Origin of the sequence: Dyella sp. BiH032, from assembly GCF_031954525.1 — a bacterium.
In the GTDB taxonomy this organism is placed as follows: Bacteria; Pseudomonadota; Gammaproteobacteria; order Xanthomonadales; family Rhodanobacteraceae; genus Dyella_D.
In genome coordinates this window covers 1119889-1135943 of sequence record NZ_CP134867.1, presented here as the reverse complement: position 1 = coordinate 1135943, position 16055 = coordinate 1119889, and the positions used below count along the sequence as shown (strand labels likewise).

Annotated in this window: 16 protein-coding genes; all 16 read left to right on the top strand. The window is 63.6% G+C overall.

Going from position 1 to position 16055, the window contains the following annotated elements; translation table 11 throughout:
• Window positions 1-3 precede the first annotated feature (3 nt).
• The 16 genes from RKE25_RS04975 to RKE25_RS04900 all read left to right on the top strand — a co-directional run bounded on the left by RKE25_RS04975 (window position 4) and on the right by RKE25_RS04900 (window position 16048).
• Window positions 4-996, top strand: coding sequence for a transglycosylase SLT domain-containing protein (locus tag RKE25_RS04975; RefSeq protein ID WP_311841155.1), 993 nt, complete (start codon window positions 4-6; stop codon window positions 994-996).
• Between the two features lie 229 nt (window positions 997-1225).
• Complete coding sequence (locus RKE25_RS04970; RefSeq protein ID WP_311841154.1) at window positions 1226-1636, top strand: TrbC/VirB2 family protein; 411 nt, start codon at window positions 1226-1228, stop codon at window positions 1634-1636.
• Window positions 1629-1937: a VirB3 family type IV secretion system protein gene (locus tag RKE25_RS04965; protein WP_311841153.1), complete on the top strand. Its 309-nt coding sequence runs from the start codon at window positions 1629-1631 to the stop codon at window positions 1935-1937. The genes RKE25_RS04970 and RKE25_RS04965 overlap by 8 nt, the downstream gene beginning before the upstream one ends.
• Before the next feature lie 56 nt (window positions 1938-1993).
• Complete coding sequence (locus RKE25_RS04960) at window positions 1994-4471, top strand: VirB4 family type IV secretion/conjugal transfer ATPase (RefSeq protein ID WP_311841152.1); 2478 nt, start codon at window positions 1994-1996, stop codon at window positions 4469-4471.
• Between the two features lie 29 nt (window positions 4472-4500).
• Window positions 4501-5283, top strand: coding sequence for a hypothetical protein (locus RKE25_RS04955; RefSeq protein ID WP_311841151.1), 783 nt, complete (start codon window positions 4501-4503; stop codon window positions 5281-5283).
• 59 nt (window positions 5284-5342) lie between these two features.
• Window positions 5343-6473: a type IV secretion system protein gene (locus RKE25_RS04950; protein ID WP_311841150.1), complete on the top strand. Its 1131-nt coding sequence runs from the start codon at window positions 5343-5345 to the stop codon at window positions 6471-6473.
• A gap of 942 nt (window positions 6474-7415) precedes the next feature.
• Window positions 7416-7958: a hypothetical protein gene (locus RKE25_RS04945; protein WP_311841149.1), complete on the top strand. Its 543-nt coding sequence runs from the start codon at window positions 7416-7418 to the stop codon at window positions 7956-7958.
• 47 nt (window positions 7959-8005) lie between these two features.
• Entirely contained in the window at window positions 8006-8446 is a 441-nt protein-coding gene (locus RKE25_RS04940; protein ID WP_311841148.1) for a hypothetical protein, read from the top strand.
• 487 nt (window positions 8447-8933) lie between these two features.
• Window positions 8934-9524 carry a hypothetical protein gene (locus RKE25_RS04935; protein WP_311841147.1) on the top strand — a complete coding sequence of 197 codons (591 nt, stop codon included), beginning with the start codon at window positions 8934-8936 and terminating at the stop codon, window positions 9522-9524.
• A 51-nt stretch (window positions 9525-9575) separates the two neighbouring features.
• Window positions 9576-10847 carry a peptidoglycan-binding domain-containing protein gene (locus tag RKE25_RS04930; RefSeq protein ID WP_311841146.1) on the top strand — a complete coding sequence of 424 codons (1272 nt, stop codon included), beginning with the start codon at window positions 9576-9578 and terminating at the stop codon, window positions 10845-10847.
• A 147-nt stretch (window positions 10848-10994) separates the two neighbouring features.
• Window positions 10995-11726: a hypothetical protein gene (locus tag RKE25_RS04925; protein WP_311841145.1), complete on the top strand. Its 732-nt coding sequence runs from the start codon at window positions 10995-10997 to the stop codon at window positions 11724-11726.
• Between the two features lie 34 nt (window positions 11727-11760).
• Window positions 11761-13089, top strand: coding sequence for an XVIPCD domain-containing protein (locus tag RKE25_RS04920; protein ID WP_311841144.1), 1329 nt, complete (start codon window positions 11761-11763; stop codon window positions 13087-13089).
• An 80-nt stretch (window positions 13090-13169) separates the two neighbouring features.
• On the top strand, window positions 13170-13787 hold the full coding sequence (locus RKE25_RS04915; protein WP_311841143.1) for a hypothetical protein: 618 nt from the start codon (window positions 13170-13172) through the stop codon (window positions 13785-13787).
• A gap of 2 nt (window positions 13788-13789) precedes the next feature.
• Window positions 13790-13951, top strand: a complete 162-nt coding sequence (locus RKE25_RS04910; RefSeq protein WP_311841142.1) for a hypothetical protein — start codon at window positions 13790-13792, stop codon at window positions 13949-13951.
• Window positions 13944-14636, top strand: a complete 693-nt coding sequence (locus tag RKE25_RS04905) for a hypothetical protein (protein ID WP_311841141.1) — start codon at window positions 13944-13946, stop codon at window positions 14634-14636. Before RKE25_RS04910 ends, RKE25_RS04905 begins: the two co-directional genes overlap by 8 nt.
• Entirely contained in the window at window positions 14633-16048 is a 1416-nt protein-coding gene (locus RKE25_RS04900; protein ID WP_311841140.1) for an XVIPCD domain-containing protein, read from the top strand. The genes RKE25_RS04905 and RKE25_RS04900 overlap by 4 nt, the downstream gene beginning before the upstream one ends.
• Window positions 16049-16055: the final 7 nt, after the last annotated feature.

Here is a 16055-nt window from a genome sequence, read left to right as displayed (position 1 = left end):
CCCATGCTGCCCGGCCTCGAGATGATGATGGGTTGCCCCAACCTCGCCGTCCCGGCGGAGGTGATGCAGCACGTGGTCAACGTCGAATCCAGCCACAACCCGTTCGCCATCGGCGTGGTGGGCGGCCAGCTGGCGAGGCAGCCGCAGAATCTCGGCGAAGCGCTGGCCACCGTGCGCATGCTCGAGGAGAAGGGCTACAACTTCTCGGTCGGCCTCGCGCAGGTCAATCGGGCCAACCTCGGCAAGTTCGGCCTGGACTCCTACGAAAAAGCTTTCGACCTCTGCAGCAACCTCGCCGTCGGCTCGCGCATCCTTTCCGATTGCTATGCCAGCTCCGGCAACGATTGGGGTAAGGCCTTCAGCTGCTACTACTCCGGCAACTTCGTGACCGGATACCGCGACGGCTACGTGCAGAAGATCTACGACTCGATCAACCGCAGTATCCGGGTCGCAGGAAATGCCAACGTGGCCCCCATTCCCCTGCTGAGCGCCAATGCCCTGGCTTCGGGTCGCGGCACCAGATCGCTGCCGGCCACGGTCTCGAACGACGGCGCCTACCGCGTCGCTCTCCGCAGCGTGGCGCTGGACACGGTGGCCAGCGCGCTGGTGACGCCCGTGGTCGCCGCCATGGCCGGCGGCGGCAACAACGCGCAGGGCATGGCCGCCTCCATGCCATCACCGCAGGACATCGCCGCGCTGCAGGGCCAGCAAGTCACGCCGCCTGCGGCACAACAGCCTGGCGTAGCCATGACGCAGCCCATGATGGGCGGCAATGCAGCCCAAGCCATGGCCATGCCCGCGAACGGCAACCCCGAGATCTTCGTGCCGCAAGTGCATGGGCCCAACGATCCGCCGGCGGACGCCGCGCCCGCGGGCATGACCTCGAATGCCAATGCGATGGCCGGATCTGCGCAGGCCGCCGCCGGCGCCGTTCGTCCGGGTTACGACCGCGCGGACCTGCGCCAGGGAGGGCACGACGATGCCTTCGTCTTCTGAGCGGCTGATCGCAGTCCATGACACCCCCTGCTCGCATCATGTGCGCGCGGTTGCGGTGTTCCTCCTTTCGTCTCGCAGGTTCGCCTGGCCTGCGGCGATGGCCCTCGGGCCGAACCGTCCCGGAGCGATCCGGGGCAACCGTAGTCATACCCGCTGCACACCGGGTAGCTGCCACTGACGCGGCGCCACTGGCCGCATCGTTCTTGAACCACCGACAAGGAAAACTGACATGGAACCGAAACTGTACGACCCCAACGCCGCGACCAACACCAAGAACATGCTCAACGGAATGATCATGGCCTGCGTGATCATGGCCGTGATGTTCCTGCCGAGCATTGCGCTCGCCCTGCCGACCGGCACGGACTTCACCGCTACCGGGCAGAAGGTCTGCGGTTTCTTCGACAACATCCACAACATCCTCAACATGGCGTCCATCGCCGTGGTGACCGTCGCAGTGATCTTCTCCGGCTACCAGATCGCCTTCGCCCACAAGCGCATCGGTGACGTGGCCCCGATCATGATCGGCGGCGTGCTGATCGGCGCGGCGGGCCAGGTGGCCCAGATGGTCATCGGCGATACCGGTCAGACCTGCCAGGCGACCACCAGCATCGTTGTGAATTTCCTGCAGCACTATGCATAAGAACGCATTGTTCCGCGGCTGCACCCGCCCGCCCATGTTCATGGGCGTGCCCTATGTGCCGTTCTTCATCGGCGCGGGCTCGGGTCTGCTGCTGGCGATGTATACCAACATGCTCTATCTGCTCACCATCCCGCCGGTGATCATGATCATGCGCCAGATGGCCCGGCGCGACGAAATGATCTTCCGGCTGCTGGGCCTGCGCCTGCAGGTCCGGCTGAGGATGCGCAATCTGCAGCAGCACGAAGGCATGTGGGTGTTCACGCCCAACAGCTACCGCGAACAGAGCAAATCAAGCAAGTGAACGGACCACCCTGGCGCAAGCCAGGGTGTCCTTCATACCGGACGGTACTTAAGACCATGTTCTCGCCAGACACCCCGATCAGCGAATTCCTCACGCTATCCACCCACGTCTCTCCGACCGTGCTGAAAACCACGGGCGGCGATTTCATGATGGTGTGGCGCCTTGGCGGGCTGCCCTTCGTGGGCCGCGAGGAATGGGACATCGAGCACCGCCACAACACGTTCAACCGCCTGCTGCAGACGCTGCGCGCGCCCGATTTCGTCAACGTGGCGTTCTGGGTGCACGACATCCGCCGTCGCCGGCGGCTGAAGGACCACAGCAAGTTCGGCCAGCTATTCAACCAGACGCTGTCCGATGAGTACTACAACGCCTTGTCCAGCCAGAAGCTCATGCAGAACGAGCTCTATCTGACGATGATTTACCGTCCGGTCGTGCACGGCAAGCGTTTCGCGGAGAAATCCAACGACATCGTGCAGCTGGAAGCCCAGCAACGCCAGGCGATCGGCACCATCCTCGAACTCGCCGGCAATGTCGAGGCCGTGCTCAAGGACTATGCCCCCAACCGGCTGGGCATGTATGAGGCCAGCAACGGCGTGGTCTTCTCCGAGGCACTGGAGTTCTACGGCTATCTGCTCAACCGCATCGACGAACCGGTGCCGGTGCTGCAGGCGCCGGTCTACAACTACCTGCCGGTGAGCCGCCAGCGCTTCTCCAACAAGACCGGCGACTTCGTGCTCACCACGCCGACCGGCGTCAATCACTTCGGCGCCATCCTCAACATCAAGGAATACCCGGACGGCACCTATCCGGGCATCCTCAATGGCCTGAAGTACCTCGATTTCGAGTACGTCATCACCCACTCCTTCAGCCCGATGGGGCGTCAGGACGCGCTCAAGGCGCTGGACCGCACCAAGGGCATGATGATCTCCTCCGGCGACAAGGCCGTCAGCCAGATCATCGAACTCGACCAGGCCATGGACCAGCTGGCGTCCGGCAACTTCGTGCTGGGCGAGTATCACTTCATCATGACCATCTACGCGCCCAGCCAGGAAGCGCTCTCGCAGCAGCTGGCCGCCACGCGTGCGGAGCTGTCCAATGCCGGCTTCGTCTCGGCCAAGGAAGACCTGGCCGTCGCCGCCTCGTTCTATTCGCAGTTCCCGGGAAACTGGAAGTACCGCACGCGGCTGGCCAACGTCAGCTCGCTGAACTTCCTCGGCCTCTCGCCCCTGCACAACTTCGCCAGCGGCAAGAAGGACAACAACCCCTGGGGCGACTGCGTCACCACGCTGCAGACCACCAACGGCCAGCCTTACTACTTCAACTTCCACGCCACCCACCCGGCCGAGAACTCCCTCGGCGAGAAGGCCATCGCCAACACCATGGTGATCGGCAAATCCGGTACGGGTAAGACGGCGCTGATCAACTTCCTGCTCAGCCAGGTGCAGAAGCTGAAGCCCACGCCGACGATCTTCTTCTTCGACAAGGACCGCGGCGCGGAAATCTTCGTGCGCGCCTGCGGAGGCAACTATCTTGCGCTGGAGAACGGCCAGCCGACGGGCTTCAACCCGTTCCAGTGCGAGAACAACGAAGCCAACGTGCAGTTCCTGGCCGAACTGGTGAAGGTGCTGGCCGGCAAGAGCGTCTACAGCTCGCGCGAGGAAGAGGACATCTTCCGCGCCGTCGAAAGCATGCTCGATACCCCCATGCACCTGCGCAACATGACCAACTTCCAGAAGAGCCTGCCCAACATGGGCGACGACGGCCTGTTCGTGCGCATGCGCAAATGGACGGCGGGCAATTCGCTGGGCTGGGTGTTCGACAATCCGGTGGACACCATCGACCTGAGTCGCGCCAGCATCATCGGCTTCGACTACACCGATATCATCGACAACCAGGAAGTACGCGCTCCCGTCATCAACTACCTCTTGCACCGTCTCGAGGCCCTGATCGACGGCCGTCCGCTGATCTACGTGATGGACGAGTTCTGGAAGATCCTGGACGGCAAGGGTGGGCTCAAGGAGTTCGCCAAGAACAAGCAGAAGACCATCCGTAAGCAGAACGGCCTGGGCATCTTCGCCACGCAGAGCCCGGAAGACGCGCTCGCCAGCGACATCGCCTCCGCGCTGATCGAGCAGACGGCCACCATGATTCTCCTGCCCAACCCGAATGCCAGCCGCGAGGACTACATCGAGGGCCTCAAGCTGACCGAGGCGGAATACCAGGTGGTGGTCAGCCTGGACGAACGCTCGCGCTGCTTCCTGGTGAAGCAGGGTCATGCCTCATCCGTCTGCCAATTGAACCTGCGAGGCATGGACGACTCGCTGGCCGTGATCTCGGCTTCGACCGACAACATCGAGATCATGCATGAGGTCATGCGCCAACGCGCAGCCGCCGAAGGGGTATCGGTCGACGACCTGCGACCCGAACAATGGCTGCAGACCTTCTATGACAATCGCAAGGGCAGCGGCAAAGGCCGGACTCACTCGTCCTCGTCCGCCGCCGCTCCGCGCAGCAGCCGTCCGGCCGCCCTGTGAACATCAACTTAGGGAACAAGGAGATCGCCATGAAGACCAACCAACGCTCGCTCAAGCCTGCCACTGCCTGGCGCCGCCTGGGTCGCCTGGGTGCGTTCGCACTGGTGCTAGGGCTGGCCGCCCCGCTCGCCCATGCGGATTGGAGCGTCGTGGATAAAGACGCCAACGACAAGCTCAAGGACATCAACAGCAAGCTCGGCGACGTCAACAGCAAGCTGGGGCAGATACAGACGCTCGGTTCGTACAAGGCGCTGAAGGAAATCGTCCCCGACCCGGACCAGGCGCTGGTGAAGCCGACCATCGATCAGGACATCTCGCAGTGCCAGACGCGTCCTCAGTCGCAACAGAGCCTGTGCCAGGAGATCATCCGGACGACGAACGCGCAGATGGCCTACATGTACACGATGTTCGACTACGCCAAGAAGCGTGATCAGCAGCTGCGCGAGATCGAGACGGAACGCCAGAACATCGCCAGCACCGATATGGGCAAGCTCGAGGACAACACGAACAAGTTGCTCGCCCTCAATACCCAGCTGGCCATCGACCAGCAGCAGCTTCAATCCGTGATGTATGCCTACGAGACCCGCCTGAAGTATCTGCGCGAACAGCAGACCCGGATGGCCCAGGCGGCCCAGACCGGCAATCCGCCTGACAAAACCAGCGGGCTTTTCGGCGGCCTCGATCCGAACGTGGCCCAGGCGCTGACCGCACTGACGACCGGCGTCGTGCTGAAGGGCGCGCTCATCGCGGTCAAGACGCCCAAGCCGGGCGACATGCAGCGCCTGCACGTCGGCGACAGCAACGGCTACTGATGAACACGGACCCGTACTCGAGCAGCGCTTCGTCTCTTTTTTGCTAAGGAAGGTATGACATGATCGGCCATTGGCTTGGTTCTGCTGCAGTCGGCGCCGCCGACCCCGTCGGCGGCGCTTCCCAGTTCGTCTTCTTCGCGGAGATCAACAACTTCCTCCGCGACGAAATCGACATTTTTCAATGGGAACTGCTGCAGCGCTCCACCATGCTGGTTGGCAGCGTGGCGCTGCTCCTCATGACGATCTGGATCATGATCCAGGGCTACCGCATCGTCACCGGCCAATCGCGTGAACCGATGATGGCGCTGGTGGGCGATTCGCTGCGCGGCGCGCTGATCATCGGCGTTGCCACGAGCATGGCCGCCGGCTCTTCCGGCGTCTTCTGGACGCTTACCGATGGCGTATCGGACTCCATCTCCAGCTATGTGACCGGCAGCGGCCAGAGTCCCTTCCAGTCGATCGACGATAATCTGGCCGCCATGCAGGTCGCCATGTCCACCATCGACGCACTGGATACCGGCGGCGACAAGACCGCCGACGAGGCCAAGGAACGCGCCATGTGGTTCACGGGTGTCGGCATCGCCGGCCCCGGCGTCATCGCGGGCGCCATGCTATTGCTCAACAAGATCGCCATCGCCTTGTTCGTCGGTTTCGGGCCGTTCTTCATCCTCTCGCTGCTATTCCCACAGACCAAGTCGCTATTCAGCAAGTGGCTGTTATACGGCATCGGCACATTGTTCTCATTGGGGGTGCTCACCGTGATGATCGGCCTGGCGATGCGCATGGTCAGTGCCGTCACCGCCGCCTTCGTCGCCAAGTACTACGCCTCCATGGCCCTCACCGGCGCCGCCTCCACCGACGGCATCAACAGCATGGCCCTGCAGCAGGGCGGCATGGGTCTGGTGCTCTCGACCCTGATCGTAATGGCTCCGCCGATTGCCGCGTCGTTCTTCCAAGGGACGTTGGCGCAGTTCTCGGCGTATTCGGCGTTTGGGTCTATTGGGGCGCGCCAAGGAAATTCGCAACCGCCCGGAACTCCGGGCTATTTACCGCCTCCTTCCAACCCCAGCCATAGTTCACGAGACAGTGGCCAGACCCCTTCTAATATCGGGCTGAGTAACAACTCAGCGCTGCTTGGCCAACAGAATAGTTTCGTGGCGCAATCCGACCAGATCGAGAAGCGGAAATAGGAACGACAAGAATGGCTCCAATGCGCATCCAAGCAAAGTTGCTCCTGCTCCTAGCGATGACGTTCCAGGCCACCGCATGGGCTCAATGCGCTCCAGGCGTCCCCTCCGCCGGCAATCCTGGCTGCATTCCTCCCGACCAGCCGAACTCCCCCTATTACCAAGGGGGAGTTCAGCAACCTGCGGCTACCCAACCGGTATGGGCAGACCGTTGGGGTGCAGTGGTAGTGGATGAACAAACCGGACAAGCCGGTTTGGTGGTTGATCGCGTAAGTAAACAGGAAGCCATCGATGCAGCTATGCACGATTGCGCAAAGTTCGGAAGTCCCAATTGCAAGCTTCAGCTTGCGTACCACAACCAATGCGTTGCCATAGGCTGGGGTGCCAACAGGTTCACCACAGCAAGCGCTCCGACGGCCAAGGAGGCCGAAACTGATGCGATGCGTGGCTGCAACGACATTACCACTGGCTGCAAGATCGCCTACAGCGCATGCAGCAACGCCGCAAGAGTGAAGTAGCTGGATACTGTGACGTCCACTGCGCCCACAGCCCAGAAGGCGGAGGCTGACGCGATGGAAGGCTGCAATAGCGTCATTACGGCATGCAAAATCGCCTACAAAGAATGTAGTTATGCGGGACGTATCCAGTGATTGCCTGGGCATTTGCTCGCTGCTACATGCTTGCTGCAGATAAGTCCCTGCTCGCGCGTATCAATTGAAGCGCCGCCTTTACCGACAAGTACTAAATTTCCATAGGCGTGCGGTGGCGCCACGCTTGCGATGCATCTTTCAGGCATGATTGGGCCAACCAAAGAATGTCACCTTATAGACCACCTGCTACTCATGTAGCGCCGTCTTAAGCTAACGACTGCGCAGCTCACCGCCGAAGGTGGGCGACCAGGGCAAAGGTAAGGGATAGCGCCGAGGCCAGGACAAGATCAAGGATATGGATTTCCGTAAAAAAGCCTCCGCCAATCTTCAAGGCCCCTTGCCGGGATTGTGCGGTCTCGCCCTGACAACACACTTAAACCCAAGGAGTTTTAGTGTGGCCCTCAGGGTGTTGCTGATATCACTCATAGCCGCGTCTGGTCTCTCGCTCCCCGCACATGCAGGCGACGGTGGAGACAAAGTCGCCACCCAGATTGCCGAAAGCTGGCTTGGGCACGACGCCAGCGAGCTGCTGACGCAATGGCCCATCGACAAGGGCTACCGGACCTACGAGCTGGAGAGCTCGAACGAAACCGCCTATTCGTTCTACTTCGGCATCGATGCGTATTCGTATAGCCACGATGTTTACGATGGCCAGCAGATGGTCGCTCCAGGCGTCATCCAGCAGAACTATCACGAGGAAGTCGTAAACGTGCCGAGGCAGGACCACTGCTTCATTACGTTCTATGCGAATGCAGAAGGCATCATTGCCCGCTATGAATACAGCGGTGTGAAGTGCCGCCCCTATCTCAAGAGCTGGGGCAAACCAAAGAACAGCTGATAGTTCAGGCGACCAATCGCTTACTCGACGGCAAAGAAGGAGGATTCATGCATTCCAGGAAGATGGCTTGGCTATTTGCGATGGCGATGCCTCTGGCGCTGATTCCGGCAGCCCATGCGCAAACAGTCCGTCACGGCACCATCGTTACCTTGACGCCCATCGATAACCGCGGGGATGACGAGACCGCAACCACGAAGACCAAGCGGAAGATCGGTGGTTTCCTGGGTCAGGTCGCCGGGTCGGCACTCGCCCTCAAAGGCGGGACGGCAGGCGCCGCCGTAGGAAGCGTTGCGCCTCAAGTCGGCGAAAACACCGCTGCAAAGATCGGCGATCAGGGCCCTTCAGCCCACTACATGGTCAAGTTGAAGCTGGACACGGGGAAAGTCCTATCCACGACGCAGCGGCGCGAGGATATCGAGGGGCTCACCTCGGGCAGCCGGGTCAGCGTGACTGGAACCGGCGAAGACATCCAACTGCGTGCCGAATGATAGACCGCGCGGAGGATGCCGAGGGCTAAGCCATGGATGACCACTTGGCGGCGGGACTCAAGCAATGTCGATGGATGTGAAACCCGACACCACTTAACAACCGCTCTTCCCTCACGCTCAGTGGCTAAGCCCTCTGCGCGGACGGTTGGCGATGAAACTTGGTAAGAGAACGCCCGGAGCCCGCTGCACTTGCCCCGCGCCGCCAAAGCCGTTCAAATGCGCCATTGACTCATGCAGTTAGGCCGACATCGGCCGGGGCCGGGAAGAAGGCCCTCGAAGGAACCACGCTGCGGATCTCCGCGGCCTGATTGAAAGGACACAGCCCGTCATGAGCCCCCGCAAGCTCCTATTGACTGCCCTGCTCGGCTCGCTGAGCGCTTGCGGCTCGTCTCAGGCTCCGGACAGCTCCGCAGCGTCTTCGTCGCCGCAACCGGCGGCGACGGTCGCCGCGCCGGCTGCGCAAGCCGTAACTCAAGGAAAGAGTGCCATGTCGCCCTTGCAGAACCTTCTTGGCGCGTTCGCCGCGCCCAACGCCCCGGCCTGGTCGGCGTTCGACGCCGTGGCGGGCGTCCAGTGGCGCGATGCCAAGCCGCAGGACAATCCCGATGCGACCGGTCCCGACACCTCGCACTATCGCAGCGGCAACCTGCTGCTTGCCGGTTTCGGCGTGGTCGATGTCCCGGACGGCAAGACCGGCGACGAAGCAGGCACGCGGCAGGACAACGAAGGCAATGTAGGCGTCACGCTCAACGGCGACGCCGAGGCAGTGCAGTCGATCGTGCTGGTGAAGTTCTATCCCAGCGACAATTACCAGGAGATCATCCAGCATCAGCTGGGCGGCGACGCCAGCGTGAAGCCTGCCGGCGGTTCATGCGAACTGGACTTCGGTACCACTGCGGCCAACACGCAGAAGAACGCCTTCTATCAGATCCAGCTCGGAGCCCGCCTGCCCCCCGTCTTCGCCGAGGCCTATGTCGACGAGGATGGCGGCAACCAGGGGCCGGGCAGCACCACGTTCGTGTTTTACCGGAGCAAGCCGGCGCAGCGGATGGCGGCCATGCGCTGTAAGGAGACGTAACCCTCCGCCATACAACTCGACCAGCATCGTCATCCACTTAAGGAGTAGCAAATGGCTGATAGACGAGAGCGCGCAGTGGCCACTGCGCAGGACTACCACCAGGGCAACATCGCCGGTCTGGACGACGCGATGACCCGTCGGCTCGTGGCTTCCGTCGTCATGACGGAAAGCAGCGGCGGCGATCTCGCCGTGACCAACAAGCAAGGCTACGTCGGCCGCTACCAGGCCGGCGCCGGCTGGCTCGCTGATGCGGGCTACATCGACAAGGACAAGCTGCAGGACGCCATGAAGGGCTATCGCAGCGAATGGGCATGGGCCTCCAAGGGCCACATGACCGAATTCCTCAATGACCCATCCAACTGGAAGCACGGGCTGAGCCTGGAGAAATACAAGGCTTCAGCCGAGCTGCAAGACGACGCGTTCCGCATCAACAGCAGCAACGCTTACCGCCAGGCGGTCAAGAACGGCGTGCTGCACGATGACGACAAGCCCGAGAAAGTCGCCGGCTTCCTCAAGGCGCGCCATATCGCCGGCTACGGCGGCGCCGTGGCGGCCGCGACCGGCGGTCGCGTGATGCGCGACAGCAACGACACCAGCAACTACGACTACATGCACGACATCACGCGCAACCGTGATGGTCTGGATGCGCTCATGAAGCGCGCGCATGGCCAGCATGGACCGGAACCGGTGCGCCACGAGAACGGCACGGCCGTACTCAAACATGGCGCACATGGCGACGCGGTGGGCAAGTTGCAGGAAGACCTGAACCGGCTCGGCTATGGCTTGCAGGCCGACAAGGCCTTCGGTCCGCTCACCGAAGCGAAAGTCAGGGCGTTCCAGCACGATCATGGGCTGCAGCCCGATGGCCAGGTCGGTCCGCTGACACAAGCCGCGCTCGCCCGGGAAATCGGATCGCAGGCCAGGCATGCCGGCCAGCACCTGGGCGACGCCGCACACCCTTCGCACAACGTGTTCCGGCAAGCGCTCGATGGCGTGCACAGGATCGACGCCGAGCGTAACCGCACGCCCGATCAGATCAGCCAGAACGTCGCGGGCTCTCTTACCGTGGCCGCCCAGCGCGCCGGCCTCACTCGCATCGATCACGTGATGATCAGCGAGGACGGCAGCCGCATTTATGCGGTGCAGGGCGACCTGAATTCGCCGCTGAAACGCATGGCTGAAGTGCCGACCCAGCAGGCGGTCAACACGTCGATCGAACAGAGCAGCCGCGAGATGCGCCAAGCCGGGCAAGCGGCAGCAGGTGCAGTTCCACAGACGCACGAAGCAACCCAGCAGCAGGTCCAGGCCACACCGCAACGATGATCCGCCCGTCCGGCTGACACCGGACGAACATCTATCTGCGCAAAGTCCTGGAACGATTGTTGGAAGCGAGGCGCGGTCCACCTGACCGCGCCTCACCCAGCGCCTATCCATCACCAGCAACGCTCGACCGCTCGTCAGGAGTACCCCATGGCCCACACCCGTCCTTTCCTTCGCCTTCTGCCCTGCCTGCTGTTGGTGGCATGCGGCCATTCGGCATCGAATAGCGAGGTGCCCGTGCCATCCGGTGAAGCCACGCCCGTCGCGACAGCCACGGCAGCATCCGCCCATGGAGCCAACGCCCCTGGAGCATCGACGCCTGCCCCGGCATCGACGGCCGGCAGCGAACCTGTCGCGAGCGGCACCCGCCCCGAGCCGACTCCTGCCATGCAGGGCGAGCTGCCCGCATCGGTCGCACAGCTGCCTGGCATCGCCTGCGTCCAGAAGAAGAAGGACTGGTCGCCGGAATGCACTGCAGGGGAGTACCGGGTCAGCGTCTACACCGATGGCTGCAGCGGCGATGGCTTCTACGGCCGCGTCTACAGCGATGACGAGAAGGGCGTGACGCTGCAAACCGCCTTCGCCCCCTTCCCCACCACGCCGGTGGCGAAGCTGCGCGAAGCGCAGTTTGTCTGTATCGCGGCCGATGCTCGCAAACCTGCGGTGGACGAGGCCCTCTGGTACTACGTCACGGCCATTCCCGCCGAGTCCGTCAAGGCTTGCGCGGGGAAGGCCATCTGCGGCAAGCCAGGGAGCCCAACGGTGGAATGGGCCGGTACGGCGCCTTCGGGGGCATGCCGGCTGGAGCATGGGCAGTACGTAGATTGTGCTGCAGGCTGGGTAAGCGCGACGCAACTGGAAGAGTTTTCCAACGGACTTTGAGCAGCCTTTTCTGCAACGACCACACGGAGGATTTATGGGTCGCGAAATTCTGGATGAGGCTTACCGTCATTTCGAACTGGAAGGCCGCAAGTACGAATACGGCCGCAGCGACATCAGCCTGCATAACAGCTCGTCGAACAAACGCACCGACGGCAGCCGTACCGAACAGGACCTGGACAAGGACGGCCTGTACGGCGTCGACTGCTCGTCGCTCGTCTGGCGCGGGCTGAAGAACGCAGGTTATGACGTCGGCGATACGCCTTTCGCCACGTCCCAACTGTTCGAAGGTTCCAAGGTCACCGGATACGCCAAGCAGCACTTCGACGTAGTGCCCGCGGAAGAAGCCCGCAAGACACCGGGCTCCCTGCAGCCGGGCGACATCCTGATGTTCAACAGCAGCCATGGCCGGCACGTCGGCATCTTCAAGGGCTACGACGACAAGGGGAACATCGAGTTCTACGGCTCCCAGGTCAGCACGGGCCCGGCGCTCACCAAGGCGATGGGCGAGATCGGCGGCCAGAAGAGCTACTGGAACGGCGGCGATTTCCAGATCGTCGGCGCCTTGCGCGCCAAGCCGGAATTCCAGGTACGCGAACCGCTGCATGGCCATGCCAAGGTCGATATTCCCGACGCGCCCACGCCTGGGCATCGCCGTCATGCGCCAGCCGCCGGCCATGCTGCAGCTGCCACGGCTCAGCATCATGAAAGGCCTCACGAGGAGTATCTGCACAAGGGCGCCCGCGGCGGCGACGTCACGAGCCTGCAGAACCAGCTGGCTGCCCTGGGCTACCCCTCGCGCGAAGCACCGCTCCACCCGGACGGCCGCTTCGGCCCGCAGACCGACGAAGCACTGCGCTCGTTCCAGCGCGACCACGGCTTGAAGCCCGATGGCGTGGCAGGGCCGGAGACGAACAAGGCACTGCATCACCAGGTGGAACTGGCCCAGCACGCACGCCCCCACGAACAGGCGCCGATGCGCCTGGACAACCCCGCCCACCCGGAATACGCCATGTTCAAGCAGGCGCTGGACGCGGTGCACCGGCTCGACGCGCAACACCAGCGGCCATCCGGTCCGGAAAGCGGGCAGCTGGCCGGCTCGCTGGCGGTGAAGGCTCGCCAGGAGGGTCTGCAGCGCATCGACCACGCCGTGCTGAGCGAGGATGCCTCGCGCACGTACGCGGTCCAGGGCGATCTTCGCTCGCCGCTCAAGCGCGTTGCCGAGGTCGATACCGCGCAGGGGATCAATACCCCCCTGGAACAGAGCGGAGCGGCACTGCAGCACACCCAGGGCACGCAGTCGCCGACCCAGCAGCAGGAAGCATCGCGGACCCAGCAGCCGACCCAGCCGGGCATGAGCCACTGAGTGGCAGCGGCCCGGCGCGGCGAAAGACGCGCCGGGCCGTACCTTGGTCTGCGCCTGAGGACAATCTAGGAGACATCGGTATGTTCGACACGTCGGGAAGGGTCAGAGGCTTGCTGCCGGCGCTGCTGCTCTGCGCCGGCGTGGCCGTGGCCGCGGCACCGGACCGGGAGGAATCCGCTCCCGACGCTCCGTCGGCGAGCGTCAAGGCGGGCGACACGGTGCCGCAAGGCTTCGCCTCGTTCACTTCCACCACATTGGACGCGAACCGCCACTGCGTCGTCGGCGCCGTGGCCGATGAGGACGGCGCACACCAGCGCCCCTTCGTCTATGTCGAGGACACCGTCGCCAACCGCGTACTGTGGAGCCGCGCCCTCGCTCTGCCGGCCAACACCCAGCAAGCCCGCGCCACGCATTGCGTACGAAACCGCGATTCGCTCTACGTGCTGCAGCAGTCGGACAGCCAGGCCGGCGGCCAGGCGCAGACACGGTTGCAAGTGGTCGACCTGGCGTTGGCGACCGGTGATGTCCAAGGCATCCGCGACGTCGCCGTCCCGGGCGTCACCGATGCCTACTCGGCCTGGGTCGACAAAGGCGAGGAAGGCATGCACATGAACGGCAAGAACCTGGTCGTGGCGGGCGAGTACGCCCGTGTGGCATCGCCCAGCAATCCGGCCGCCTTCCAGACGATCGTGCATTGAACATGAGCATCGGCTTCTTCGAGAGTCAGCGTCCCACCCATGTCTCGCGCATGCCGCTTCGCGGGCCGCGCAGACGTGTGGCCACTGCAGCAAAAGGGCACTGGGCGCTGCCGACGCTGACGGCACATGCCACCGGCATCTTCGGATGCGATACCCATGAATGACGCCACCGCAGCCCACGATGCCCGGACGGACAGCCGGGGGCCTCGTCATCATCGACGGGGCGCGGGCTGCTGCCCGCGGAGTTCGCCGGTCAGGCAGCTACGCGCCACCTTGTCTCTGCTCGTCCTGTTCCTGGCAACGTCAACCACAGCCTTCGGTCATCCCATGAAACAACCCGACATCAAGCCGAACCCCACGCCGCGCAAGCGCTACGAAATCACCTTGACGATCGAGGGCGCGCCAGGATTGTTCGACGCGGTCACGGGGGTGGTGGACTACAAGGTCACCAATGATCGCTGCGTTCCCCTCACGCCGATCAGCGGCGCCACGCTCGCGCCCGAAAAGCGGATACCCGTCGAACTCACCCGGCTCAACGACGGCACCTACAAGGGCAGCTTCTATGCCGACGCGCTCCTCGACGAGGACTACTACGGCATGGGCATCTGCCATTGGGGCGTGGTCGGCGCCAGCGCGGAACTCAGGGTCGGCAAGGTGGATTTCAGCCCGGCGATCTTCATGAGCGAGATTCTCGCCGGCAGACCCGTGACCCGTTATTTCGCGAAGCGCTCGTACCTTCACGCAGACGTCGAGCGCGTCGACATCGGCAACCCCAGCCGCGCCGATTTCCAGCAGGACGCCCACGACACCTTCGCCATCACGCTACGGGCGGAGGAGACGGCGCCATGAGCATCGACACCACCGAGTACGCCCTGCTCGCGCGCCACGCCTACCAGGACGCGCGCCTCCGGCAGACGGTGAACGCCGGCGGTGCCGAGTACGTGGTCATCGACCATGCGGACGATCCGCGGACCGGCTTCCAGGCGACGGCCTACCAGCGCAGCGACACGCACCAGATCGTCATCGCCTTCCGCGGGACCGAATTCGACCGCGAACCGCTCCAGGATGGAGGCGTGGACGCCGGCATGGTACTCACCGGGCTCAACGCCCAGGCGCCGGATGCGCAGGCTTTCACCGAACGCGTGCTGGAACGCGCGCGGTTGGACGCCGACTTGAACCATCGCCCCGTGGACGTCACCGTGACCGGCCATTCCCTGGGCGGGACGCTGGCGGAGATCGCCGCCGCGAAGTACGACCTCAAGGGCGAGACCTTCAATGCCTATGGCGCGGCGGGTCTTCTTTACGGCATACCCGAAGGCGGCCACCAGGTGATCGACCACGTTCGCGCCGGCGACCTGGTCAGCGCGGCGAGTCCGCACTTCGGCGAGGTGCGCATCTATGCCGCCCCGCAGGACATCGAAACCCTGGGCAAGGCCGGGTATCGCGACGACAGCGGTCCGCTCAGCCCTCGCAATCCCATCAAGGCGACGGACTTCACCGCCCACGCCGTCGACAACTTCGTTCCCGACAACAAGATCCTCGGCCATCCCATCGCCGGCCCGGAAGGCGAGGCGCTGTATCAGCAGCACAGGGGCATGATCGACCGCTATCGCGAGGATGTCCGCGACGTGCGGACGGTGCTGCCGGCCCCCTGGGAGCTGCCCAGGGCGGTGGTGCATGGCGTGGAGGAAGTGGGGCATACGGTGGCCGAGAAGGTGTCCGAGGGCGCCCACGCGCTCGGCCACGCCGTGGAACACGCCGCCGAGGATGTGGGGCATGCTTTCGAGGCCGTCGGCGAACGCGCGTCGCGCGCCTTCCATACCCTGACCCATCCCGACGAATGGTTCGATCGCCATGCGCACGGGACGCACACCCGGCTGGACCAGCCCGATCACCCGGACCACGCCCTGTTTCAGCAGGCCCGTGCCGCCGTGCATACATTGGACGCCGAACGGCAACGCACTCCGGATCAGCAGAGCGATCAGCTGGCAGCGGCGATGGTGGTGGCTGCGCGCCGGGACGGTCTGGAACGCATCGACAGGATCGTCCTCAGTGAGGACGGCCAGCAGGCCTATGCAGTGCAGGGCGACGTAGCATCGCCCTTCAAGCGCGTGGCCGGGGCAGCCACGGCCGAAGCCGCCCAGACACCTATCGGCAGCAGCAGCGCCCAGTGGGAACAGGTAGCGCAGCAACAGGCCGCCACCCAGCGGGATGTGAACCAGTCCACACAACAGCGGCAGGGGCCTTACCTCGGCGCTTGACCCCTGT